The 24,672-nt window shown below is 50.8% G+C and carries 22 protein-coding genes and 1 tRNA gene; 12 read left to right on the top strand and 11 right to left on the bottom strand.

All coding sequences use genetic code 11. From position 1 onward, the window contains the following. Window positions 1-216: 216 nt before the first annotated feature. The 3 genes from DUT67_RS19885 to lptF all read right to left on the bottom strand — a co-directional run bounded on the left by DUT67_RS19885 (window position 217) and on the right by lptF (window position 2,710). Window positions 217-301, bottom strand: a tRNA-Leu gene (locus DUT67_RS19885). A 217-nt stretch (window positions 302-518) separates the two neighbouring features. Then, window positions 519-1,595 (bottom strand): LPS export ABC transporter permease LptG, encoded by a 1,077-nt coding sequence (lptG, locus tag DUT67_RS19890; RefSeq protein ID WP_113626423.1) that lies wholly within the window; start codon window positions 1,593-1,595, stop codon window positions 519-521. After that, entirely contained in the window at window positions 1,595-2,710 is a 1,116-nt protein-coding gene (gene lptF / locus DUT67_RS19895) for an LPS export ABC transporter permease LptF (RefSeq protein ID WP_113632145.1), read from the bottom strand. Before lptF ends, lptG begins: the two co-directional genes overlap by 1 nt. Window positions 2,711-2,992: 282 nt before the next feature. Between lptF and pepA the strand changes: the two genes are divergently transcribed. From pepA to DUT67_RS19915, 4 genes are all read left to right on the top strand, one after another. Beyond that, complete coding sequence (gene pepA, locus DUT67_RS19900; protein ID WP_005973662.1) at window positions 2,993-4,504, top strand: leucyl aminopeptidase; 1,512 nt, start codon at window positions 2,993-2,995, stop codon at window positions 4,502-4,504. Between the two features lie 104 nt (window positions 4,505-4,608). Next, window positions 4,609-5,058 (top strand): DNA polymerase III subunit chi, encoded by a 450-nt coding sequence (locus tag DUT67_RS19905; protein ID WP_113632146.1) that lies wholly within the window; start codon window positions 4,609-4,611, stop codon window positions 5,056-5,058. A gap of 12 nt (window positions 5,059-5,070) precedes the next feature. Then, the gene (locus DUT67_RS19910) at window positions 5,071-7,926 is read left to right on the top strand and encodes a valine--tRNA ligase (RefSeq protein WP_048258453.1); all 2,856 of its coding nucleotides are present in this window, start codon (window positions 5,071-5,073) and stop codon (window positions 7,924-7,926) included. A 135-nt stretch (window positions 7,927-8,061) separates the two neighbouring features. Continuing rightward, the gene (locus DUT67_RS19915; RefSeq protein ID WP_048258452.1) at window positions 8,062-8,607 is read left to right on the top strand and encodes an RNA 2'-phosphotransferase; all 546 of its coding nucleotides are present in this window, start codon (window positions 8,062-8,064) and stop codon (window positions 8,605-8,607) included. A gap of 73 nt (window positions 8,608-8,680) precedes the next feature. Here DUT67_RS19915 and DUT67_RS19920 read toward each other — a convergent pair whose 3' ends face one another. The 4 genes from DUT67_RS19920 to DUT67_RS19935 all read right to left on the bottom strand — a co-directional run bounded on the left by DUT67_RS19920 (window position 8,681) and on the right by DUT67_RS19935 (window position 14,177). Next, on the bottom strand, window positions 8,681-10,300 hold the full coding sequence (locus DUT67_RS19920; protein ID WP_048258451.1) for a methyl-accepting chemotaxis protein: 1,620 nt from the start codon (window positions 10,298-10,300) through the stop codon (window positions 8,681-8,683). A gap of 215 nt (window positions 10,301-10,515) precedes the next feature. After that, the gene (locus DUT67_RS19925; protein WP_048258450.1) at window positions 10,516-11,595 is read right to left on the bottom strand and encodes an alpha/beta fold hydrolase; all 1,080 of its coding nucleotides are present in this window, start codon (window positions 11,593-11,595) and stop codon (window positions 10,516-10,518) included. Window positions 11,596-11,948: 353 nt separating this feature from the next. After that, window positions 11,949-12,986: a M48 family metallopeptidase gene (locus DUT67_RS19930; protein WP_048258449.1), complete on the bottom strand. Its 1,038-nt coding sequence runs from the start codon at window positions 12,984-12,986 to the stop codon at window positions 11,949-11,951. Between the two features lie 9 nt (window positions 12,987-12,995). After that, entirely contained in the window at window positions 12,996-14,177 is a 1,182-nt protein-coding gene (locus tag DUT67_RS19935) for a YjgN family protein (protein ID WP_048258448.1), read from the bottom strand. 295 nt (window positions 14,178-14,472) lie between these two features. Here DUT67_RS19935 and DUT67_RS19940 point away from each other — a divergent pair, with 295 nt between their 5' ends. Next, complete coding sequence (locus DUT67_RS19940; RefSeq protein ID WP_048258447.1) at window positions 14,473-14,976, top strand: GNAT family N-acetyltransferase; 504 nt, start codon at window positions 14,473-14,475, stop codon at window positions 14,974-14,976. Between the two features lie 195 nt (window positions 14,977-15,171). Here DUT67_RS19940 and rraB read toward each other — a convergent pair whose 3' ends face one another. Continuing rightward, a complete protein-coding gene (gene rraB / locus DUT67_RS19945; protein WP_048258446.1) occupies window positions 15,172-15,597 on the bottom strand; it encodes a ribonuclease E inhibitor RraB in 426 nt (141 codons plus the stop codon). Window positions 15,598-15,758: 161 nt separating this feature from the next. Here rraB and argF point away from each other — a divergent pair, with 161 nt between their 5' ends. Beyond that, window positions 15,759-16,766 (top strand): ornithine carbamoyltransferase, encoded by a 1,008-nt coding sequence (gene argF, locus DUT67_RS19950; RefSeq protein ID WP_048258445.1) that lies wholly within the window; start codon window positions 15,759-15,761, stop codon window positions 16,764-16,766. Between the two features lie 53 nt (window positions 16,767-16,819). On the opposite strand, the gene DUT67_RS19955 is transcribed toward argF, so the two are convergent. The 3 genes from DUT67_RS19955 to DUT67_RS19965 all read right to left on the bottom strand — a co-directional run bounded on the left by DUT67_RS19955 (window position 16,820) and on the right by DUT67_RS19965 (window position 18,904). Continuing rightward, entirely contained in the window at window positions 16,820-17,485 is a 666-nt protein-coding gene (locus DUT67_RS19955; protein ID WP_048258444.1) for a PAS domain-containing protein, read from the bottom strand. 4 nt (window positions 17,486-17,489) lie between these two features. Next, on the bottom strand, window positions 17,490-18,173 hold the full coding sequence (locus tag DUT67_RS19960) for a helix-turn-helix transcriptional regulator (protein ID WP_048258443.1): 684 nt from the start codon (window positions 18,171-18,173) through the stop codon (window positions 17,490-17,492). 266 nt (window positions 18,174-18,439) lie between these two features. Continuing rightward, a complete protein-coding gene (locus DUT67_RS19965) occupies window positions 18,440-18,904 on the bottom strand; it encodes a YhcH/YjgK/YiaL family protein (protein WP_048258442.1) in 465 nt (154 codons plus the stop codon). A 444-nt stretch (window positions 18,905-19,348) separates the two neighbouring features. On the opposite strand from DUT67_RS19965, the gene pyrB reads away from it, so the two are divergent. The 6 genes from pyrB to DUT67_RS19995 all read left to right on the top strand — a co-directional run bounded on the left by pyrB (window position 19,349) and on the right by DUT67_RS19995 (window position 24,651). Beyond that, window positions 19,349-20,284, top strand: coding sequence for an aspartate carbamoyltransferase (gene pyrB, locus DUT67_RS19970; protein WP_048258441.1), 936 nt, complete (start codon window positions 19,349-19,351; stop codon window positions 20,282-20,284). Between the two features lie 15 nt (window positions 20,285-20,299). Beyond that, a complete protein-coding gene (gene pyrI, locus DUT67_RS19975) occupies window positions 20,300-20,764 on the top strand; it encodes an aspartate carbamoyltransferase regulatory subunit (RefSeq protein WP_039491703.1) in 465 nt (154 codons plus the stop codon). A gap of 98 nt (window positions 20,765-20,862) precedes the next feature. Then, a complete protein-coding gene (ridA, locus tag DUT67_RS19980; RefSeq protein WP_039354809.1) occupies window positions 20,863-21,249 on the top strand; it encodes a 2-iminobutanoate/2-iminopropanoate deaminase in 387 nt (128 codons plus the stop codon). Window positions 21,250-21,470: 221 nt separating this feature from the next. Beyond that, window positions 21,471-22,910, top strand: coding sequence for a circularly permuted type 2 ATP-grasp protein (locus tag DUT67_RS19985; RefSeq protein WP_048258440.1), 1,440 nt, complete (start codon window positions 21,471-21,473; stop codon window positions 22,908-22,910). Continuing rightward, window positions 22,904-23,833, top strand: coding sequence for an alpha-E domain-containing protein (locus tag DUT67_RS19990; RefSeq protein ID WP_048258439.1), 930 nt, complete (start codon window positions 22,904-22,906; stop codon window positions 23,831-23,833). The genes DUT67_RS19985 and DUT67_RS19990 overlap by 7 nt, the downstream gene beginning before the upstream one ends. Next, window positions 23,830-24,651 (top strand): transglutaminase family protein, encoded by an 822-nt coding sequence (locus tag DUT67_RS19995; protein ID WP_048258438.1) that lies wholly within the window; start codon window positions 23,830-23,832, stop codon window positions 24,649-24,651. Before DUT67_RS19990 ends, DUT67_RS19995 begins: the two co-directional genes overlap by 4 nt. Window positions 24,652-24,672: the final 21 nt, after the last annotated feature.

Below are 24,672 nucleotides of genomic sequence, written 5' to 3' on the forward strand. Positions count from 1 at the left end.
TTTGGGGGTCAACTCATAATCGAAATGAATTGACCCTCATCTGACCCCAAATCATCTGGATGTCAATGGACGAAGAAAGAGCACTGTGGATAAAACAGACAAAATCGCAGAGAGGGAAATAAAATTAAAATCGTTATTTTACAGATAGATATTGACGTTACCGGACGATTTTGGACATAAAAAAAGCCACCCTGAGGTGACTTGATTTTCATACTATGGTGCCGAAGGCCGGACTCGAACCGGCACATCTTTCGATGGTTGATTTTGAATCAACTGCGTCTACCGATTTCGCCACTTCGGCACTGAGAGTAGTATGCGGAAAACGTGGGCATTATACCGTTTGACGGCTCGCGCGCAACGTTAATCCACTCAGTGCTCGGTTAAGTGCTGAAAAAATCATCTTTAGCAACGCGTTATGGTCACTTTGACTTCCATATTGTGTGCTGTGAACGTTGTCGCGAGCAATAAAAAAGCGCCGAGGACTAATCCATCCGGCGCTTTTTCAGACTCGTTGAGTTCTATCGGCGTTTCAGCAGCAGTGCCACACTGATGAACAAAAATACCGAACTAGGCAAGATAGCACCCAGGATAGGTGGGATGCCGTAAACCAAGCTGAGCGGGCGGAAAATCTCATTCAGCAGGTAGAAGAGGAAGCCGAAGCTGATCCCTATCACGATGCGTGAACCCGCCGACACACTGCGCAGCGGACCGAAGATGAAGGAGACAGCCATGAGCATCATCACCGCCACAGAAACCGGTGCAAAGATTTTGCTCCACATGTTGAGCTGGTAGCGGTTCGATTCCTGTCCGCTTTGTTTCAGATACTTGGCGTAATTATGTAGCCCACGGATTGACAGTGCATCGGGTTCCAGCGCCACCACGCCTAGCTTGTCCGGCGTCAGATTGGTTTTCCATTCGCCGCTGAGCGTCTGGCTGCCGCCAATCTGTTTACCGTCGCTCAAGTCGGATTCATCAACCTGCGAGAGTTTCCAGACGTTTCGGTCATCTTCAAACTCGGCGGAGGCCGCATAGCGCACGGATAGCAGCTTGTTCTGATCGTCGAAGTGGTAGATGTTGACGCCAGACAGCTCGTTATCGCCAGACACTCGCTCGATATAGATAAAGTCATTGCCATCTTTTGCCCACAGCCCGCCCTGCGTAGAGATCATCGACCCACCGGAGATCATCTGAGAACGATAGTTACGCGCCATCTGCTCCCCTTGCGGAGAGACCCACTCGCCAATCGCCATCGTCAGCAGCACCAGCGGGATCGCAGTTTTCATCACAGCAGTCGCAATCTGTAAGCGGGTAAAGCCAGAAGCCTGCATCACCACCAGTTCACTGCGAGTCGCAAGCTGACCCAGTCCGAGTAACGCACCGAGCAGCGCCGCCATCGGAAAGAAAATCTCAATATCTTTGGGTACGCTGAGCAGCGTGTACAGTCCAGCGCCCAGCGCCGAATACTCACCCTGCCCGACTTTACGTAGTTGATCGACAAACTTGATGATGCCGGAGAGCGACACCAGCATGAACAACGTCGTCATGATGGTGGTGAAAATCGTTTTACCAATATAGCGGTCTAATACACCAAACATCAGGCCGCTCCTTGTGTTTTAAGAGTACCAGGCTTCAAGCGAGCGCGCATTTTGCGCACCGGCACGGTATCCCATAGGTTAAGCATGACCGCGATACCGAAGTACATCAGATTGGTCAACCAGACCCACACCATCGGATCGATTTTGCCTTTGCTGGCGTTAGAACGCAGCGAGCTTTGCAGCAGGAAGAAAATCAGGTACAGCAGCATCGCAGGCAGCATGCTCAGCACTCGGCCCTGACGTGGATTCACCACACTTAGCGGTACTACCATCAATGCCATAATCAGCACTGAAACAATCAGCGTTAGCCGCCAATGGAACTCAGCACGTGCATCGTGCGCATCCGAATGCCAGAGAGTACCCATATCCATTTGCTGCACATCACTATTGTTTAGCGTCACGGTCTGGTGACCAATCACGGCCTGATAGTTAGTGAAATCCGTAATACGGAAGTCGCGCAGCAGCGCTGTGCCTTCGTAACGCGAACCGTTGTCCAAAGTCACGACCTGCGCACCGTCTTCGTTTTGGGTGATATGACCACGATCGGCTACGACAACAGAAGGCCGCGCGTTACCGTTGGGGCGTAGCTGTGCCAGAAAGACGTGCTGAAACTCCGATCCTTTGACATTGCCGACAAACAGCACCGCATTGCCGCCCTGTGCAGACTGAAACTGCCCCTCTACCAGAGCCGCCATACTGGGGTTCGCCTTGGCTTCCGCCAGCACTTCTTCCTGATGCATTGACGACCACGGGCTTAGCCACATGACGTTAACCGTTGCAATGACAGCAGTGAACATCGCCAAGATCAGCGCAGCTTTCAGCAACACACGTTTACCCAGCCCACAGGCGTGCATGACGGTGATCTCGCTTTCCGCATAGAGGCGGCCAAACGTCATCAATACGCCAAGAAACAGACTTAATGGCAGGATGAGCTGCACCATCTCTGGCACGCCCAATCCCAACAGGGAGATAACCAAATTTGTCGGGATTTCACCATCAACAGCAGCGCCCAGTATCCGTACTAATTTCTGGCAAAAGAAAATCAGTAGCAGAATGAAAAGGATCGCCAGTTGGCTCTTAAAGGTTTCCCGTACCAGATATCGAATGATGATCACGCTTAATTACGCCTGTGAAAACTTGTCTTTTTGCAGGAAAATCGATAGTTTCTTCGCTAACGCGCCATTTATACTCATTTTTGGCAGCCCTCATAGCTAAAACGGTATTACAACACACTGCGTTTGAACTGTTGTATCAGAACCTGCTTATAGTCACCAAAACAGGCTCGTTACGTCGTTAAGATTAACACAGGTTATGTTAACGCAACGGCGGGAAAGTATTACGGAGTGTCACATTCTAGCCGTTGCCCCCGCCTTTGTCTTTAAGATTCAGGAGAGTACATGGAGTTCAGCGTAAAAAGCGGTAGTCCGGAAAAACAACGCAGTGCCTGCATTGTCGTCGGCGTGTTTGAACCGCGTCGTCTGTCCCCTATTGCCGAACAACTCGATAAAATCAGCGACGGCTACATCAGCGCGTTGCTTCGCCGTGGTGAATTAGAGGGCAAGGTGGGGCAATCACTGCTCTTGCACCATGTACCTAACATTCTTTCCGAACGCATTCTGTTAATTGGTTGCGGTAAAGAGCGCGAGCTTGATGAACGCCAGTACAAGCAGGTGATTCAGAAAACGATCAACGCCCTGAACGAAACTGGTTCGATGGAAGCAGTCTGCTTCCTTACTGAACTGCACGTGAAAGGTCGTAACACGTACTGGAAAGTGCGTCAGGCCGTCGAAACCGCGAAAGAGACGCTGTATACCTTCGATCAGCTGAAGAGCAACAAGGTCGAGCTGCGCCGTCCACTGCGCAAAATGGTCTTCAACGTGCCGACACGCCGTGAGCTGACCAGCGGCGAACGTGCTATCCAGCATGGTCTGGCGATTGCTGCTGGCATCAAAGCCGCAAAAGATCTCGGCAATATGCCGCCGAATATCTGCAATGCCGCTTATCTGGCGTCTCAAGCGCGTCAACTGGCTGACACCTACAGCCAGAACATTATCACACGCGTGATTGGCGAACAGCAGATGAAAGAGCTGGGCATGAATGCCTATCTGGCAGTAGGTCAGGGCTCGCAGAATGAATCGCTGATGTCCGTGATCGAATATAAAGGCGATCCGAACCCAGAAACCCGTCCGATTGTACTGGTGGGGAAAGGGCTGACGTTCGATTCCGGCGGCATCTCCATCAAACCTGCCGACAGCATGGACGAAATGAAATATGACATGTGCGGCGCGGCCACGGTCTACGGTGTGATGCGTATGGCGGCCGAACTGGCGCTGCCGTTGAATATCGTCGGCGTGCTGGCAGGTTGTGAAAACATGGTGGACGGACGTGCGTACCGCCCTGGCGATGTGCTGACTACAATGTCCGGCCAAACGGTAGAAGTGCTGAACACCGATGCGGAAGGTCGTTTGGTCCTGTGTGATACGCTGACCTACGTTGAGCGTTATGAGCCGGACGTAGTCATTGACGTCGCGACACTGACTGGCGCATGCGTGATTGCACTGGGGCACCACATCACGGGGCTGATGGCGAACCACAATCCGCTGGCACATGAGCTGTTGAGCGCGTCCGAGCAGTCTGGCGACCGCGCATGGCGTCTGCCGCTGACCGACGAATTCCAGGAACAGCTGGAGTCCAATTTTGCCGATATGGCGAATATTGGTGGTCGTCCAGGCGGTGCAATTACCGCTGGCTGCTTCCTGTCGCGCTTTACGCGCAAGTACAGTTGGGCACACCTGGATATTGCTGGCACCGCCTGGCGCTCCGGCAAAGCCAAAGGCGCAACGGGCCGTCCGGTCGCACTGTTATCACAGTTCCTGCTTAACCGCGCCGGACAGAACGACGTAGAATAAGGCTTTCGCGTCAACGACGATGACCAGCGCCAGCGATTGCCTTATTCTTAAAAAGTAATTGTCTTATGGGCCGGACTTTCCGGCCCTTATCAATAGTGTAAACAATGAAAAACGCAACGTTCTATCTTCTCGAACACGACAGCAAAAGCGGTGAGCTCAGCGCCCATGAGGCACTGGCATGCGATCTGGCGGCAGAACGTTGGCGAACAGGAAAGCGCGTGCTGATTGCTTGCGAAGACGAGCAGCAGGCTATCAGGCTTGACGAGGCGCTGTGGCAAAGAGACCCCAACGCATTCGTGCCGCATAATCTGGCAGGCGAAGGGCCGCGTCACGGCGCACCCGTCGAACTGGCATGGCCACAGCGACGTGGCAATGCGCCACGCGACCTGTTGATCAGCCTATTGCCGCAGTTCGCAGATTTTGCCACCGCTTTCCATGAAGTGATAGACTTTGTCCCTTACGAAGACTCCTTGAAACAGTTGGCGCGCGACCGTTATAAAACCTATCGCAGCGTCGGCTTCCGATTGACCACGGCTACGCCGCCAACTCACTGAATTTTGAGCATAATGGAAACGAAATATAACCCGCAAGATATCGAGCAGCCGCTCTACGAACACTGGGAAAAGCAAGGCTACTTCAAGCCGCACGGCGACACGAGTAAAGAAAGCTTCAGCATTATGATCCCGCCGCCCAACGTCACTGGCAGCTTGCATATGGGTCATGCTTTCCAGCAAACCATTATGGATACGTTGATCCGCTATCAGCGTATGCAGGGAAAAAACACCCTGTGGCAGGCAGGTACTGACCACGCTGGTATCGCCACACAGATGGTTGTTGAGCGCAAGATCGCCGCAGAAGAAGGCAAAACTCGCCACGATTACGGACGCGATGCGTTCATCGACAAAATTTGGCAGTGGAAAGGCGAATCCGGCGGCAACATTACCAATCAGATGCGCCGTCTGGGTAACTCCGTTGACTGGGAACGCGAGCGCTTCACCATGGATGAAGGCTTGTCCAACGCGGTGAAAGAAGTTTTCGTCCGTCTGTATAAAGAAGACCTGATTTACCGCGGCAAGCGTCTGGTGAACTGGGATCCGAAACTGCGCACCGCGATTTCCGATCTGGAAGTAGAAAATCGCGATGTGAAAGGGTCAATGTGGCACCTGCGTTATCCGCTGGCCGATGGCGTGAAAACCGCCGAAGGGAAAGACTATCTGGTCGTTGCCACGACTCGCCCGGAAACCATGCTGGGTGATACCGGTATCGCTGTTAACCCAGAAGATCCGCGATATAAAGATCTGATTGGAAAAGACGTGATCCTGCCGCTGATTGGCCGTCGTATCCCGATCGTTGGCGACGAACATGCCGACATGGAAAAAGGCACCGGCTGTGTGAAGATCACGCCAGCTCACGACTTCAACGACTACGAAGTCGGTAAACGCCACCAGTTGCCGATGGTAAACATCCTGACGTTCGACGGTGATATCCGCCAGAGCGCTGAAATTTTTGATACCAATGGCGAAGCCAGCACCGCTTACAACAGCGACATTCCAGAGACTTTCCAAGGTTTAGAACGTTTTGCCGCGCGTAAAGCGCTGGTAGCCGCATTCGATGAGCTCGGCCTGCTGGAAGAGATCAAAGCGCACGATCTGACCGTTCCTTACGGTGACCGTGGCGGCGTCGTCATTGAACCGATGCTAACCGACCAGTGGTACGTGCGTGCTGCCGTGCTGGCTAAGCCTGCGGTAGAAGCCGTGGAAGATGGCCGCATCCAGTTCGTGCCAAAACAGTACGAAAATATGTACTTCAGCTGGATGCGTGACATTCAGGACTGGTGTATTTCCCGTCAGCTGTGGTGGGGTCACCGCATCCCAGCCTGGTACGATGCTAACGGTAACGTCTACGTCGGCCGTACCGAAGCGGAAGTTCGCAGTGAAAACAATCTCGCTGACGATGTCGTTCTGAACCAAGACGAAGACGTACTGGATACCTGGTTCTCATCCGGACTGTGGACATTCTCTACGCTGGGCTGGCCGGAGCAAACGCCAGACCTGAAAGCCTTCCATCCAAGCAGCGTGATGGTCAGCGGCTTCGACATCATCTTCTTCTGGATTGCCCGCATGATCATGCTGACCATGCACTTCATCAAAGATGAAGACGGTAAATCGCAGGTGCCATTCCATACTGTCTACATGACCGGCCTGATCCGTGATGAGGAAGGCCAGAAGATGTCCAAATCCAAAGGGAACGTGATCGACCCGCTGGATATGGTAGACGGCATCTCGTTGGAAGCATTGCTGGAGAAACGTACCGGCAACATGATGCAGCCGCAGTTGGCAGAAAAAATCCGCAAGCGCACCGAGAAGCAGTTCCCGAACGGTATCGAACCTCACGGTACAGATGCCCTGCGCTTCACGCTGGCGGCGCTGGCCTCCACTGGCCGCGACATCAACTGGGACATGAAGCGTCTGGAAGGTTACCGCAACTTCTGTAACAAACTGTGGAACGCCAGCCGTTTTGTTCTGATGAACACCGAAGAGCAGGATTGCGGTTTTAACGGTGGCGAGCTCGTGCTGTCGCTGGCTGACCGCTGGATTCTGGCAGAATTCAACCGTACGGTGAAAGCCTACCGCGATGCGCTGGACGGTTATCGCTTCGATATTGCCGCCAACATCCTGTACGAATTCACCTGGAACCAGTTCTGCGACTGGTATCTGGAGTTGACGAAGCCAGTGATGAACGGTGGCTCGGAAGCGGAACTGCGCGGTACACGCCACACGCTGGTGACTGTACTGGAAGCGTTGCTGCGTCTGGCACACCCGATTATTCCGTTCATTACCGAAACTATCTGGCTACGCGTTAAAGCGCTGAAAGGCATTAACGACGACACGATCATGTTGCAGCCATTCCCTGAGTTCGATGCCGCGCAGGAAGATACGCTAGCACTGAACGATCTGGAGTGGATCAAACAGGCCATCATCGCCGTACGTAACATTCGTGCAGAAATGAACATCGCGCCGGGCAAACCGCTGGAAGTCTTACTGCGCGATGCCACCGCTGAAGCACAGCGTCGTGTGGAAGAAAACCTTAGCTTTATTCAAACGCTGGCGCGTCTGGAAAGCATTACGCTGCTGCCAGCGGGCGACAAAGGTCCGGTTTCCGTCACTAAACTCATCGAGGGTGCCGAGCTGTTGATCCCAATGGCAGGCCTGATCGACAAAGCAGCAGAACTGGATCGTCTGGCGAAAGAAGTGGCGAAACTCGAAGCAGAGATTGAGCGCATCGCAAGCAAGCTGTCCAACGAAGGCTTTGTGGCACGAGCACCGGAAGCGGTCGTTGCCAAAGAACGTGAGAAAATGGATGGCTACGCCGTAGCGAAAACCAAACTGCTGGAGCAGCAAGCGGTCATCGCAGCGCTGTAACGTTAATCTATTTCCAACAGTAGTATGGTAAATATGAAAGCCTCGTTGCAAAACGAGGCTTTTTACTTTTTATTCGCGTAGAAAGTATTTCAATTACAATCTATTCGCTTCGCACAATGCATGGATCGAGAACACATGAGCAACACGAATCATGATGATATCAGCAAGTTTCTTAGCTACGTGTTACGGCACAAGCCCGAAGCCATTGGGCTCACGCTGAACAGCGAAGGATGGGCAAACATTGCTGACCTGATTAGCGGCGCGGCAAAAGACGGACGCCTTCTTACCAGAGAGGTGATTCAGTCTGTGGTTGATAACAGCGACAAAAAGCGCTTTTCTATTTCGCCGGATGGTTTATCGATCCGTGCAGCGCAGGGGCACTCATCATCACAGGTCGATCTGCGTTACAAGCCTAAAACACCGCCCGAGTTGCTTTACCACGGCACGGCGACCCGATTTATCGACTCAATAAATCAGCTGGGTTTGCTTCCCGGCTCGCGTCAGTATGTGCATTTGTCTGCTGATGAAGCAACGGCGATAAAAGTCGGCCAGCGGCATGGCAAGCCCGTGGTACTAAAAATAAAGGCGCTGGAGATGCATCAACAGGAGTTTATTTTTTATCAGGCGGATAACGGCGTCTGGCTAACCTTGGCGGTTCCTGTGCCATTTATAGCAGAATGAATATGTGCATTAGTCGCCTGTTTTCGCCGCCAAAACAACACTGGCGAAAACAGGCGATGAAGGTATTTAACGATTAGCGGGCATCGGCCAGCGCAATGTTCTGACGCAAACCGGGCAACACGTTGCCCATCTCCATGTTTTCTCTTGCGATTTGGAAACGGGAGACGGACTGTTGCAGGTTAATAACCTGTTCCTGAAGCGCATTCGCTGAGGTCGCCACTTCTGCGACCAATGACGCATTCTGCTGAGTCACACCATCCATCTGATTAATAGCGATATTAATCTGCGAAATGCCTCGGCTCTGCTCGCTGGAAGCCAGCGTGATTTCATCCATGATATCGACGACTTTCTTCACATCCATCAGTACTTCGTCCATGGTGTTACCGGCCACTTCAACCAGACCAGCGCCCTTTTCAATACGGCTGAGAGAAGCATCAATCATCGTGCCAATCTCTTTCGCTGCCGTCGCACTACGCGCAGCCAGCATCCGCACTTCGGAGGCAACCACCGCAAAGCCTTTACCGTATTGACCTGCACGCGCAGATTCTACCGCAGCGTTCAGCGCCAGCAGGTTAGTCTGGAAGGCGATACCGTCGATCACACCAACAATGTCGGAGATCTTGGCGGAACTCATCTTAATAGAACGCATGGTATCAACCACTTCGGAGACAACATTCCCGCCGCGAGACGCGGAATCAGAGGCTTTCTGCGCCAGTTGATTCGCCTTGCGAGTATTGTCTTCGTTGTTTTTCACCGTCGACATGATCTGCTCCATACTTGAAGCCGTTTCATCCAACGAGGCTGCCTGCTGCTCGGTACGGCTGGAAAGATCGATGTTGCCGGATGCGATTTCTTCTACCCCAACGCTGATCGCATCGGTTCCGTTACGCACCACGCGCACCATGTTTTCCAGTCCGTCGCGCATGCGCTGAACGGCGGCAAACAGGTGGGCGATTTCGTTTTTCCCACTGCTATCAATCTGCGCCCGCAGGTCGCCTTCAGCAATGCGGTCAAAGACGGAAATAGCCTGGTTCAGCGGCTTCACGATCATATTGGTCATCACAGACCAAGCCAGCGCCGCCAGCAGCAACGCACAGGCAATCGCACCGTACAGGATGGTTTCCATCAGTTCCACACGTCCATTTGAATCCGCGTAGGCTTCATCAATGCTCTTCAGCTTGAAGGCAACCAATGCTTTAGAGGATTTATCAAACGCGGCGTACAGCACCGTCGATTTCCCGGCACGCTGGCGATATTCATCCAGATTCCCTGCGTTAAGCGCCACAAATGCCGGATCGATAAAGTCCTGCATCAGCGCGTTGCGCTTCTCAGCCATGTCCGAAGAAATCACTTTCTCCTGTTCAGACTGCGGATATTTCAGGTATTCCTGCCATTTTTCGCTAGCACCATCGACCTTACCTCTGGCGCGTCCCAGCGCGACTTTAGCCGCCTCAACGTCCCCTTTCCCCATTAATGATTCGTACAGACGTAAATCCAACCGACCACGCAACAGCAGTTCGGAACTGTCATTCAGCGCCACCAGCCCTGGCAGCACTTCCATATCGACGCGGGCAAATGATTTGTTCCCTGACTGAACCGCAATCAGCCCTAAAACGCCGACAAAAAGCAGTAACGCCGCTAACGAGAACACCATCATGCTGAGTGCAGTACGGATCTTTATCTTACGAAACATAAATTATCCCTGTGGTCTGAAAATAAGAAAGGGTGAGCGCCAGTTCTATAGCGGAACCGTTCAGTTATTTACGCAATAGTCGTTATATTTCAATTTCCAGACGTGTTCATTTATACAGCCTGAAATAAATCCGTTATAAAATCGTAATAAAATAAAGAAACGTACAAAGAAGATAATGACCGACAGAAAATTGGCTTTCCGTCGGTCATTAGAATTTATTTTTTATTCTTTTTCTGAGACTGATTTTTGTCTAAGAAACGTTGCAGCTCATCTTTATAAAATTTCGCCGACATCATCGTGCCATGCCCGCTGGTATCTTTGCTGGCGGGAATAAGGAACAGCGTTGCCTGCTTAATTTTCTTAAGTTCATTATCCAGAATGCCGGTTTCAACCGGATTACGCTCATCATCCGCAGAGTTAATCACCAGAACAGGGGCCTTAATTTTATTCAGATCCGGTGCCGCGTTATAATTTGCAGACGATCCCCAGAGATAAATAAAGTCATTGGCATCGCTGGTTGAAGGCGCAGCGAGACGATCTTCTACCAACTTGTCCGCCTGAGCACGCGTCGGCGCTTTGCTCTGATACGCCAGTGTGCCGCCAGTGGTAGCAATGCTAAACATAATGTTGGCTGTTTTTAGCGTTGGCGGCTGCTGAGTATAATCACCGTTATTCCACACAGGATCGTTCTTGATAGATTCAATCAAGATACGGCGCATCATCCAGTTACGGCCGGAAAGTTCATTTGGCAGCGACGCCATTGGCACCAGTGCATCCATCATATCTGGGTATTTTTCACCCCAGAGCCAGGTTTGCATGCCACCCATGGAATATCCCATCACTAGGTTCAGGTGATTAATCCCCAATCCTTCTTTGATCAAACGATGTTGTGCCTGCACCATATCGTTATAATCGTACTGTGGGAATTTCATCCGTAAGCCGTCTGAAGGTTTGGAGGATTTTCCAGAACCAATGCTCTCCGGCATGATAATAAAGTATTTGCTGCTATCCAGCGCCTGACCTGGCCCGAAAAGTTCTCCGCCAAAGCCATTTGCTAACAGTGCTTTAATCGGCTGGTTCGTTCCATGCAGCAATAACACCGCGGGCTTGGTTTTATCACCGATGGTGTAATAGTGAATTCGCAGATCTTTTAATTTTTCGCCGTTGTTGAAGGTAAATTCTGACGCGATCCAGTCGCCTTCTTTAGGCTCCGGAAAATTGGTCTGTGCATGCGTTAATGGTGACAGCATTAACAGAAATGCACCCACCACCCCTGATAGAATTCGGTTAACCATAAATAGCTCTTCGGTAATCATGAAGTCGTGAAGCCGCGATTTTAATGTCTATTAGGAAAAATCCCAATAAACATAAGCGGACTAATAATAAAAAGAGATTATTCTCTGATTTTTTTATTTATCACGAGAGATTCTACAAGAAGTTTTTAATAGGATGATATTTAACGTATTCCTGCCTAAGCGCCCTACCACATTGCTCCTATCCCCAATTCGAAATAGACGCGCATAAAAACAGCAAGGCGCATTTTTTTTCGCTCAGATTTCTAACAGAAAGGGTATCGTGTGCGGTGACACCGCACACGATCGACATCAGACAGGAGGTTAATTAAGGGTTGGGAATCAAGATTTTAGGATTAGTGCTTATTCATTTCTCTTTCAATCGTTTCCAGACGCTCATCCATATCCGGGTGCGTACTCAGCCAGTCAGGTAAATCCAGCGAATCAATTTCATCCTGACTGCGGTCTTTAGCGATCAAGGCCTGATACATTGCCTGCATTGACTGAAGTGAACGTCCCTGCTGCTGCATTTCTGCTATTGCCCATGCATCGGCTTCCCGCTCCATATCTCGGGAAAACTGCATTTCGTTAATGAAGGCGGCAGACTGCAATACGGTATCGCCGATTCCACTGACATCGCCCGTCATCCACATGAACGTCAGCGACACCAGCGATGAGCGCACCACCATGCGCATTGGGTGGCGATAGGCGTGGTGCCCCATTTCATGCAGCATCACCGCGGCCAACTCGTTATCACTTTTCGCCAGCTTCACCAGATCGTCGCTGATAATCAAGGTGCCATCTGCCAGCATAAAGGCATTGGGTCCGATAGGCGCAGACATGATCTCAAGACGCAGCGGCGTTTTATCTTCCCGCATGTCAGCAGGCATTACCTGTTGAAACAGCGTTTGCATCTCTTGTTGGCGTTCAATAGGCAGCTTGGAAGGCTTAAAATCACTGTGCCGCAGCAGCTTCAGCGTATTTTGTCCCAGTTGCTGTTCGATAACGGTAGGAATGCGTAGCGCCAGTGCGGAACTCGCCCAAGGCAGCACCACGTAAACGTAGTTTATGACGATCAAAATCGTGGCAAATAGCGTGAGAATGACGCCACGCTTATGCCGTTCCAGGCGATGAACAAGCCCTGGTCGACGCCGCGCAGAATACCACGCGCGAAAGGTGGGATCGTCGGCAGGCACAAAACGGCCGCCGTCAGGAAAGGTTAGCGTCAGAGGAATGGAACCCAGCGCATCGGAAACCGTGACCTGCTCCAACGCAAATGTTGTGTTCGATGACCCGGTGTTCAGCACCATCGTCGAACCATTGTCCGTTAAATGAAGAGAAGCGGCCACGCGGGCCGCCAATCCGGGGTATTGATAATGCCCCTCAATATTCATATTACAGCCTTATAGACCGACACCCAAATCAAGGGCTTGTACCGCTTCTTCGGCCAGTGCGCTGTTTGCTGTGTCTTGGTGTGCTTGAACGTGCAGCAGTTCCAGATCGCCTTCAACCGCAGTGGCATTCGCGAGATAACGTGCATGACGAATCTCTGCCACCGGTGCAGCCCAACCCAAAGAGAAAATAGTGATCAGGCTATTGGTTATCAGCAGCCCCATGTAAGACATCGTTTGCATGGAAGAGTGCAATTTCACACCACCGTTCAGCGAGGTCTGGTTAAACAGATAATTACGCTGTGCGACGACCAGATAGCTACTGGAAACCAGCACGCCCAGCAACGTCACAATGATCATCATGACAAAATTAAAGACATTACTCAGCAGCATCATTAGTACAAGTTCTTCATTTCCACCGCCCATCATGATCGTTTGGAAAAACGTGAAAAAGAACGAGCTCATGAATGACAGCGCCGCGATCAGGAAAGGAACAAAAATCAGCAGGCTAATCAGGGAGAACTTAATAAATACCGCTTTCGTCAATTCTGCTTTAAACGCTGTTTTGCCGAAGAACAGGTTATTCACATAGAAATCGAGCTGCATCATTTTCATGATGCCATTTACTGCGGCAAACCCTGGAATAGCAATGGCCAGCGCAATGAACCCAATCAGAATAGGGCTATTGCTCTGCATACCGATCATGACAACAACAACCAGAGCGATATAAAAAGCCAGCAACAGCAGGATAGGACAAAGCAATAAGACCCAATATGCACGGCCCGTCTGGCAATGATAATTAAAACGGATGCCGCGGTAGCTAGACATAATGGCGTCATAACGCCAGTTGCGGATCACGAGGATCGGAATCAGTGCAGCAAATGCCAACGCGAGAATCGTCCCCAGCGTTGGTGACATCATCATTACGATATAAAACAGAATAAGGCCGCCGATAACCAGCAAGCGCCCTTTAAGGATCTGAATAGGCTGGGCATGGTAATCAAAGCGGTCACCGTTAATTTCCGTATTACCGTAAAAATAACGGCGGCGGCGCACTGTAGCCCAGGCAGAATAAATACCCAGAGTGATGACCGTTAATAACGCATTTACCAGCCAAATTGCAAAATATTCCCCAGCTTTACCATGAAACTGCACGCGATGCTGCGTGCTATTTTCTGAAGTCTTGATTGTCATAAACCTTTCATCCTAAAAGAAATAAGCCTCATAAACGCATCATTCAACACGTTATTGGCATACAAAAAGCGGCTTATTTAAGCATGTCCTGTTAATGACAACAATAAAAGTTAACAGAAATCAAACAAGTTCATATACTTATTAATTACAGGGAATAGAGAAACCAGCAGAGTAGCCAACACAGAGGTAACGTGAAGTATGGCGGGTATAGACGTTGCATCAATGTGGTCTGAAATGGTATTACAATCGGCCAAGATTATTACCCTCGTCAACCGTAAGAACAAGAGTACGTATTATGACAACCGCGACCTCCGCCAATCTTCAGGTACGCCCAATCACCGCGCAGGACGATGCCGCTATCGCTCAGGTCATCCGTCAAGTTTCTGCCGAATTTGGTTTGACGGCCGACAAAGGCTATACCGTTTCCGATCCTAATCTGGATAAGCTGTTTGCCCTGTATAACCAGCCAAAAAGCGCCTATTGGATTGTTGAATATGAGGGACGCGTGGTTGGCGGTGGCGGCATTGCCCCGCTGGTCGCGGGAGAAGAAGATGTATGTGAATTACAGAAAATGTATTTTCTACCCGTCGTGCGCGGCAAAGGACTGGCACGTCAGTTGGCGATACAGGCGCTTGATTTTGCTCGTCAGCACGGCTTTCGCCGTTGCTATCTGGAAACAACCGGCCACCTGACCAGTGCAATTCGGTTGTATGAATCTCTGGGCTTCGATCCGATTCCCCATTCAATGGGCAACACGGGCCATACCGATTGTGAAGTGACGATGCTGAAGCTGCTGTAATGGCAAATAAAAACGCCGCAGGGTATTCCTGCGGCATTCGGTGAGCGTGTTCTTTCGGGAATTTACAAGCTATCCCCTAAATAATTCGAGTTGCAGGCAGGCGGCGACGCAGTGAATCCCCAGGAGCTTACTCAAGTAAGTGACTGGGGTGAACGAGGAAAGCCAACGTACATGCAGCTTGAAGTATGACGGGGATTAATGGCGTTTGCCGTCATCATCTTCGTCATAAAAATCTTCATCATCGCCTTCTTCTTCGCCTTCACCATCTGGATCTTCGAAGTAAGTGCCCCAACCGTCGTAATGCACACCGTGGCGTTCTGCCAGCTCTAACAGCTGTTCTACCTGTGCGTCGATCAGTTCCGCCTTCAGCGCAACTTCACTGATAGCATCGCAGCACATCAGCAACACGCCATCTTCCACTTCAAGTTCTTCCGCATCCGTCACTTCATAGCCCAGCTTGAAGGCTTCTACAGCGACTTTTTCCAACACTTCAAACTTCTCAGCAGAGAAATGGTGTTCAATGGTATAGAGCGCGTCAGGATCGCTGCCATCATCCAGCAGTTCTTCAATGATCAGGCGTGTCTCTTCCCGTTGCTCTTCCAGTAATTCGCGGTTTGCCATGCCTCAGTCCTCATTAATCGACGTAATATTACTTATTGTCCCACAGCCCTGCAGCTTGCTCCACCACAAAGTTTGATATCACCACTTGAATTTGAATAATTACACATATAAAGTGAATTTTAATTCAATCAATGCTATTGGATCACATGGAGAGGTACATCATGCAACCGTTCTACAAGCGTCACTTTTTAAGGTTAATGGATTTTACACCCGCAGAAATTGCCAATCTTTTAGCCCTGTCAACGAAACTGAAAGCCGATAAAAAAAACGGGACCGAAACCCGCCGCCTGCAAGGTAAAAACATCGCACTCATCTTCGAAAAAGATTCGACTCGTACTCGCTGCTCTTTCGAAGTTGCTGCATACGATCAGGGCGCGCAGGTGACCTATCTCGGCCCGAGCGGTAGCCAAATCGGTCATAAAGAATCCATCAAAGATACCGCACGCGTACTGGGAAGAATGTACGACGGCATTCAATATCGCGGCTACGGCCAGCAGATTGTCGAAACGCTGGCGCAATATGCTGGCGTTCCAGTGTGGAACGGGCTGACAAACGAATTCCATCCCACGCAGTTGCTGGCAGATTTGCTGACGATGCAGGAACATTTACCGGGTAAAGCGCTGTCAGACATGACGCTCGTCTACGCTGGCGATGCACGTAACAACATGGGTAACACCATGCTGGAAGCAGCGGCGCTGACCGGGCTGGATTTACGTCTTGTTGCGCCAAAAGCCTGCTGGCCGGACGCCGGTCTGGTGGCTGAGTGTCAGGCAGCGGCGGAGCAAACAGGTGGTAGCATAACCCTGACGGAAGATATCGCCGCAGGCGTTGCAGGCGCAGATTTCATTTATACCGACGTTTGGGTTTCCATGGGCGAACCGAAAGAAACCTGGAAAGAACGTATCGCACTACTGAGGCCGTATCAGGTGAACACGGCGATGATCGCCGCAACGGGCAATCCACAGGTGAAGTTTCTGCACTGCCTGCCTGCGTTCCATGATGACCAGACCACAATGGGTCAGCAAATGGCAGAGCAGTATGGCCTGCACGGTGGAATGGAAGTCACGGACGAAGTCTTTGAATCCGCGCACAGCATCGTGTTCGATCAGGCGGAAAACCGCATGCACACCATCAAAGCGGTGATGGTCGCCACGCTGGTACAGGATTAAGGTTTAGCCTGCCTTTGATGTGTTTTAAAAACAGATCAGAGGTGGGCAGGCCCTCAGGTAATCGACACATGCCCTTTTATCAGAAAAAAAGGGGGAATGTAGTTATCCCATCCTTTTTGGTTGCAGTGCTGGATCAGGGTGGCGCTATTTGTCACACCTGTTTTATCACAGCAACGCGTTATCCTATTACGAAGCGTTGAAGGACTTATACCAAGTATGTCCGGAATACCGTTCTGCTTCACCCCGCACTGTAGCAAAAGAACGACTTCCCACTCTTTGTCTGTAAAAATATTTGCCGGTCGAGTGAACACAAAGGGCTTCCTTTCGCGTGGCATAAGAAAGGTTGAAAAGTAAACATTGGTGATTTCTATGTAAGTGCAAACAATACCGTCATTGCCATCATTGAGCCGCCAAGGACGCTTCTCCACCAGAAAAGACCTGAGTCTATTTTGTCTTCCGTAATCAAATGTTTTGAGGACGATACTCATTTCATTTGTGGTCAATATTTTTTGATCGTCATACAGTATATGGTCGTAGTGCTCGCTGACATCGGGCGTTAAGTCAGTGTCGAGACAACCTAAAAGGTTATTTTCTGTTACGCCGAAATACTGACATACCATCTTATTGCCATAAACATACTGGGAGTTGCAGTCCTTTATTGCCCAGCCAAACAAAGAGTTATCAAAGTAATACTCAACAGGAGTCAAATCTGGATCCATCAGGTTAGCCTCGGATAATGATATGTCCTTTTTTCAGAAAGAACAGTGGGATGTAGTTATCAAAACTGTTATCTCTACAGTATTCTTTTAGGCCTGATAGTGAATTCAAGCCTGTTTTTCTGTAGCAGCTTCGGAGTCTGCTGTTAACGGCATCGACAGTGATTGAAAGGATGCTGCTTATATCTTTAAGCATCATCCCACAGACCAACAGATAAATAACCTCCCATTCCTTCTCGGTAAATAATTTAGAAGGGGACTCGAAGGTGGAGTGTTGCATTATTGTTCCATTCAGCAACGAGGTCGGCGTGATGATCCTGACGTGTCTGACGCTGATAACTGTGCCTACACAGTTGTGATGTTCATCATAGAGTGGCTCCTGAATATTGTAGGCAGGCTGCATTATTTTTTCCGTGCCTTGAATATGCGTTGTAATGGCTCTCACCGCCTTACCTGTACGCTCTATCTCTCGTTCCTGCTGGTTAAAAATGTCTGAAAATTCGGCTACAGGAACAGGGATATCCCTAATATTCAAGCCTTCATAATCATAACGAGTTGATATGGTTTGCCAGGTTTTAAAGGTGTTATTGACATAAATAAAACGGGAGCTTGTGTCTTTTACTGCCCAGCCGACGAGAGGATCGCTTTCGAACATTGCGATTAATCTGTCAGGTAATGTAATTGGTTTCATCAGTGTATCCCTACATTAAAATTACCCTACATAAAATATACCGTACCTGATATGTACCTGTTTATAAAAACTAAAAGAGAATAAAAGGTCTGTGACAGGCCAATACCAGGGATAACATCCTACATAATGTAAAGTAATAACATGCCTATAATCGAAAGGTCATGAAATTTTCTAGCAAGAAAATCATTTTCTGAATAATGCCAGTCAGTTAAGCAACTGACTGGCTGTTTTTTTTCTAGGCCTTGCTGCCAGTGTTCACTGAAATCCTACACCAGCGATGCGTCTATTTTCACCACAGCTTTGCGCACATGTGCAGGTTCGCCCACGGCACACAGCGGTTTGTGCACTTCTCCTGGGAAGAAGACGACAAAATCCCCTTCCTGCATCACAAACAGCTTTTCCTGTTCACCCGCTGGCAGGAAGGCAATGTCTTTATCCGCCAACCAATCGGTATCTGGCTTGCCCGCAGGCAAGTTGCTGAACGTCATCCCTTCCACACCGGACAACACAATCTGAATGTCCAGATACTTGGCGTGGTATTCAGCACGACGTTTCTCCAGCAGGTCTGTGCTGTCGTTGGAGATCAGCACAAACACGCTGTTACCCTCGATGTCATGCTTGCCCAACGGCGTGTCTGCCGTGATGTTTTGCTTCACATATTCAATCGCTTCACGCAGTTTGGCAGGCAGATAAGGAACCAGATCAAGGTGGTGGACATTGCCAGTAATCATAAAAACCTCGTTGATATAAAAAATGAAACTCTGTTTTACAATCCTTATACTCTCCAAATGTGACACCCGCCAGCGTGTTAATCCGAAACAGTGAACCACTCATCACTCTTATCAGTTGGCCTTATTCCCTCTACGGCCGCCATGCATAGCGCATTCGCTAAGCAACCGATTGCGATGCGTAAAAAACCACGTTTTATGCTTGAAATAGCCTAGTCGGCGCGTATAATTTCCGACAGTTTGCCGGGAGGGGTCATGCACCGTTACACCAAAAAATCCGCTACTTATGTTGGTTCTCAACCACAACTGCCATCCGGCAGCCAGCGTTTTCCTTTCCGTCGCTCAATCGATCAATTAAGAAAGCCCCTCAATGAGGGGCTTTTTTTTGCCCACTGTTCGGGCCGCCAGATACGACATTTCCTGTTTACTCGTTAGGAGAAAGACAACATGGTCAATCCGCTCTATCAAAAACATATTATTTCGATTAACGACCTCAGTCGGGAAGATTTAGAACTGGCGCTGAATGTCGCCGCCAGCCTGAAAGCCAAGCCCCAGCCTGAGCTGTTAAAACATAAAGTGATTGCCAGTTGCTTCTTCGAGGCTTCTACCCGGACGCGCTTATCCTTTGAAACCGCGATGCACCGCCTGGGCGCATCCGTCGTCGGCTTCGCCGACAGCAACAACACCTCGCTGGGGAAAAAGGGCGAAACACTGGCCGACACGATCTCCGTCATCAGCCAATATGTTGATGCCATCGTGATGCGTCACCCGCAGGAAGGTGCGTCCCGCCTTGCTACCGAGTTTTCCGGCGGCATTCCGATACTGAACGCCGGTGACGGTGCGAACCAGCACCCGACGCAAACGCTGCTCGATCTGTTCACCATTAAGGAAACGCAAGGCCGACTGAACAACATCAACATCGCGATGGTCGGTGATTTGAAATATGGCCGTACCGTGCATTCACTTACGCAAGCGCTGGCGAAGTTCGAGGGCAACCGCTTCTACTTCATCGCTCCAGACGCGCTGGCGATGCCGGACTACATTCTGAGTATGCTGAAAGAGAAGAATATTGCTTACAGCCTGCACAACAGCATCGACGAAGTCGTGGGTGAGCTGGATATTCTGTACATGACGCGCGTTCAGAAAGAGCGTCTGGATCCGTCCGAATATATCAACATCAAATCCCAGTTTGTCCTGCGTGCTGCCGACCTCGACAGCGCCCGCCCGAATTTGAAAGTGCTGCACCCACTGCCGCGCGTCGATGAGATCACCATTGATGTGGATGCCACGCCCTACGCCTATTATTTCCAACAGGCTGGCAACGGTATTTACGCCCGTCAGGCGCTGCTGGCGCTGGTCCTGAATCGCGAACTGGTTCTGTAAGAGGAAGAAACCATCATGACACACGATAATAAATTACAGGTTGAAGCGATCAAACGTGGCACGGTGATCGACCACATTCCCGCACAGGTGGGTTTTAAGCTGCTGACGCTGTTTAAACTGACCGCAACAGACCAGCGCATCACTATAGGCCTGAATTTGCCGTCCAACCACCTTGGGCGCAAAGATCTGATCAAGATCGAAAACGTGTTTCTCACTGAACAGCAGGCAAATCAGCTGGCGATTTACGCACCGCAGGCGACCGTCAATCAGATTGATGAGTATGACGTGGTGCGCAAGCTGGTGCCGACGCTGCCTGACCACATTACCGGCGTGCTCACCTGCCCGAACAGCAACTGCATCAGCCGCAGCGAACCGGTTTCATCGTCATTCAGCGTTAAGCAGCGTGACGGTGACGTTCACCTGAAATGTAAGTACTGTGAGAAAGAATTTGAGCGTCAGGCTGTACTGCAAGATCGCTAGTTTTCTGCTTTGCCCCGTCATGGATATTGCCTGTTACGGGGCTTTTTTGAATAATGGCTGCGTCCGCGTTTCTTTTACGCCCCCATCAAGGAGATACCATGTCACGCATTATCAGCACTGAGCACGCCCCAGCCGCCATCGGCCCTTATGTTCAGGGCGTCGACCTTGGCAGCATGATCTTCACGTCTGGTCAGATCCCCGTGAACCCGAAAAGCGGCCTGGTGGCAGATAACATCACCGCTCAGACACGCCAGTCACTGGAAAACGTTCAGGCGATCGTGGAAGCTGCTGGCCTAAAAGTTTCCGATATCGTGAAAATGACCGTGTTCGTGAAAGACCTGCACGATTTCGCACTCGTGAACACCGCATATGAAGCCTTCTTCAACGAACATAGTGCACCGTTCCCGGCTCGCTCTTGCGTTGAAGTCGCCCGTCTGCCGAAAGATGTGAAGATCGAAATCGAAGCGATTGCCGTTCGCCGCTAAGCACCATTATTGATCGTCCCCTTCGCAAGACGCACCATTGTGGCTGCGTCTTGCTGATTTCCCGCGCCTTTATTCTCCCTCCTCAGTGCAAACTCGCCTTGCTACGCACCAATTAGAGGAAAAAACCGAGCACCATCCTGACTGCATCACGCTTTTTCCAAAATGGCGCATTTTATGCATTGTCCTATTATCGCTATTAAGCGTGATGCTTGGGGATGACAATGATAAAAATGAAACTTCCATCTGCGCCTTATTACGACGAGATGCTCTCGTCGCAAGGCAAACAACGTCAACACTACAATTCCTATTGGCAATGGCTTCAACAAACCGATCAGCAGGCCATTAAACAAAAGAAGGAGCAGGCGGAACTGCTGTTTCACCGCGTGGGTATTACGTTTAACGTTTACGGCGAGGAAGGGGGCACCGAGCGCTTAATTCCTTTCGACAGCGTACCGCGCATTATTCCTGCCCACGAATGGCAGTTGCTTGATCGCGGCATCCGTCAGCGGGTACAGGCACTGAACGCCTTTCTCTACGATATTTACCATCAGCAGCACATACTCAAGGCTGGCATTGTCCCCAGTGAACAGGTGCTGGCGAATGAGCAGTATCAACCCTGTATGCAAGGTGTGAACCTGCACAACAACATTTACGCCCACATCACTGGGATCGATATGGTGCGCAACAGCGACGGGCATTATTACGTGCTGGAAGACAACCTGCGTACCCCATCCGGCGTCTCTTACATGCTGGAAAACCGCAAAATGATGATGCGGCTCTACCCAGATCTCTTTGCCAGCCAGCACATCGCCCCTGTTGAACGCTATCCCAGCTATCTGCTACAGACCCTGCGTGAAAGCACACTCGTTGACGACCCTACCGTGGTCGTGATGACGCCGGGCCGTTTCAACAGCGCTTACTTTGAACACAGTTTTCTGGCGCAGCAAATGGGCGTCGAACTGGTAGAAAGCGCGGACTTGTTCGTGAAAGAAGGGGCGGTCTATATGCGCACCACGGAAGGTCCGTGTCAGGTGGATGTGATTTATCGCCGCGTGGACGATGCCTTCCTCGATCCGTTGGCGTTTCGTGCGGATTCGATGCTCGGCGTGCCCGGTTTGTTGTCCGTGTATCGGGCTGGTGGCGTCGTATTGGCGAATGCTGTTGGCACCGGTGTGGCCGACGATAAATCCATCTATCCGTATGTGCCGGAAATGATTCGTTTCTACCTGTCTGAAGAGCCGATCCTCCACAATATTCCCACCTGGCAATGTCGCAATCCCAAGGATCTGCGCTATGTGCTCGATCATCTGGATAGCATGGTAGTCAAGGAAGTTCACGGTGCAGGCGGTTACGGAATGCTAGTTGGCCCACGGGCGACACGTCAGGAGATCGAGACATTCCGCCAGCGTTTACTCGTGCACCCGCACAACTATATCGGCCAGGAAACATTAGCGCTCTCCACCTGCCCAACGTTTATCGACGATGGTCTGGCTCCCCGACATATCGATTTGCGCCCTTTTGCCTTGTCCGGTGAGGAAATCCGACTGATTCCCGGCGGCCTGACGCGTGTCGCACTCACGGAAGGTTCTCTGGTCGTCAACTCCTCACAGGGCGGCGGCACCAAAGACACCTGGGTCATGGAGGAGGACGAATCATGCTAAGCCGTACTGCCAGTGAACTGTATTGGATGGCTCGCTATCTGGAACGGGCAGAAAGCCTCGCCCGTGTACTGGATGTCACCTACAAACTCTCGATGATGCCGCGCCACAGCCAGCAGCAACGCGATCTGGCTCTTCCCCTGAACCTGACCGCCACACATGAGCTATTTCAGCAGCGCTACACCCAATTTTCCATGAATAACCTGCTGAATTTCTTCGCGCTGGACAGCGAGAACCCAAGCAGCATCTACAACTGTATCGAAATGGCATGGAACAATGCGCACGCCGTGCGCGGCAGCCTTTCCTCCGAGGTGTGGGAGTGTATTAACGCCACACGCATCGACATTCGGAACCTGCGGCATCAGGGTGTTGATCATATTGGGATTGATGCGTTTTTTGACTGGGTGAAAGAGCGTTCCCATCTGTTTCGCGGTGCGATGTTCGGCACGCTGCTGCGCAATGACGCCCAGTGCTTCATTCGTGTTGGCACACTGATTGAACGCGCCTGTGCGACTGCACAGTTACTGAATGTTAAACACCAACAGCTCAATAGCGACCCCGACCCAGTACGTGAATACTATCGTCTGGATACCCTGCTGCGTGCCGTGAGTGCACGCGAGGCTTACCACAGCATCTATCGCCAGCCAATCAGCCCGGAAACCGTCACCGAGCTGCTGGTCTTACGCGAGGATGTACCGCGTTCGCTGCACGCCTGCGTCGGCGATCTGGTACTTCAGTTGGAAGCTATCGGTAGCCAACGTGCCAAAGTGCCACATCGGCTCGCCCACCTGCTACACGTCGAGCTGCGCTTCAGCACGCTGGACGACATTCTGGCGCAGGATTTACCCACCTACCTCAATAATTTCATCATTAAAATCAATGAACTGGCAGACAGTATTCGTCATACCTATCTGGAGGCGCTATGAAACTCACTATCAACCACCTCACTCACTATCGCTATGATGAAGAAGTGAAGTTCAGCACCCAGTACCTGCGCCTGACGCCGCAAAACTCCGCACATCAGAGAATACAGGAATGGAAACTGACGCTGCCCGCCTCAGCGGTTCAAACCACCGATGCATATGGTAATGTGTTGCATGTGCTGACACTCGATCACCCACATCACGACATCACGATTCATGCGCAAGGTGTGGTTGAGATCGGTGACGACGGCGAAAGAGAAAAGCTCGAAACGCAGGATGGCCTGTCGCCGCTGGTTTTTTTACGCACCACGCCGCTAACCGAAGCCGATGGCGATATTCGAGCGTTTGCACAACGCTATTATCGTCCAGATGCAGCGGAAGAGAGCCTGAATACGCTGATGGCGGAGTTACAGCTGAAAATGCCGTATACTCCCGGAGCAACGCAGGTACAGGATACCGCAGCGGTGGCGTTTGCCATGCAGAAAGGCGTTTGTCAGGATCACACGCACGTGTTTCTAGCCTGCTGCCGAAGCCTGAATATTCCAGCACGCTATGTCAGCGGCTACGTGTACAGTCAGGATACCCAACATGTCGCCATGCATGCCTGGGCAGAAGTGTGGCTAAACGGGTATTGGCAGGGGTTCGATATAACCAACAGTACCCGACAACTCCATCAGCATTTGTGGCTGGCCGTGGGAATGGATTATATGGATGCCTGCCCGGTACGCGGTACACGGCTGGGAGGCGGATGCGAAGAGATGTTTTCAGAAGCTGAAGTCCGCTTGTTTGAACGGCAACAGCAGGTACAGCAGCAACAGTAAAATTTTTAACGAAAAGGTACT

This window comes from Pectobacterium peruviense (assembly GCF_003312355.2).
Taxonomy (GTDB): Bacteria; Pseudomonadota; Gammaproteobacteria; order Enterobacterales; family Enterobacteriaceae; genus Pectobacterium; species Pectobacterium peruviense.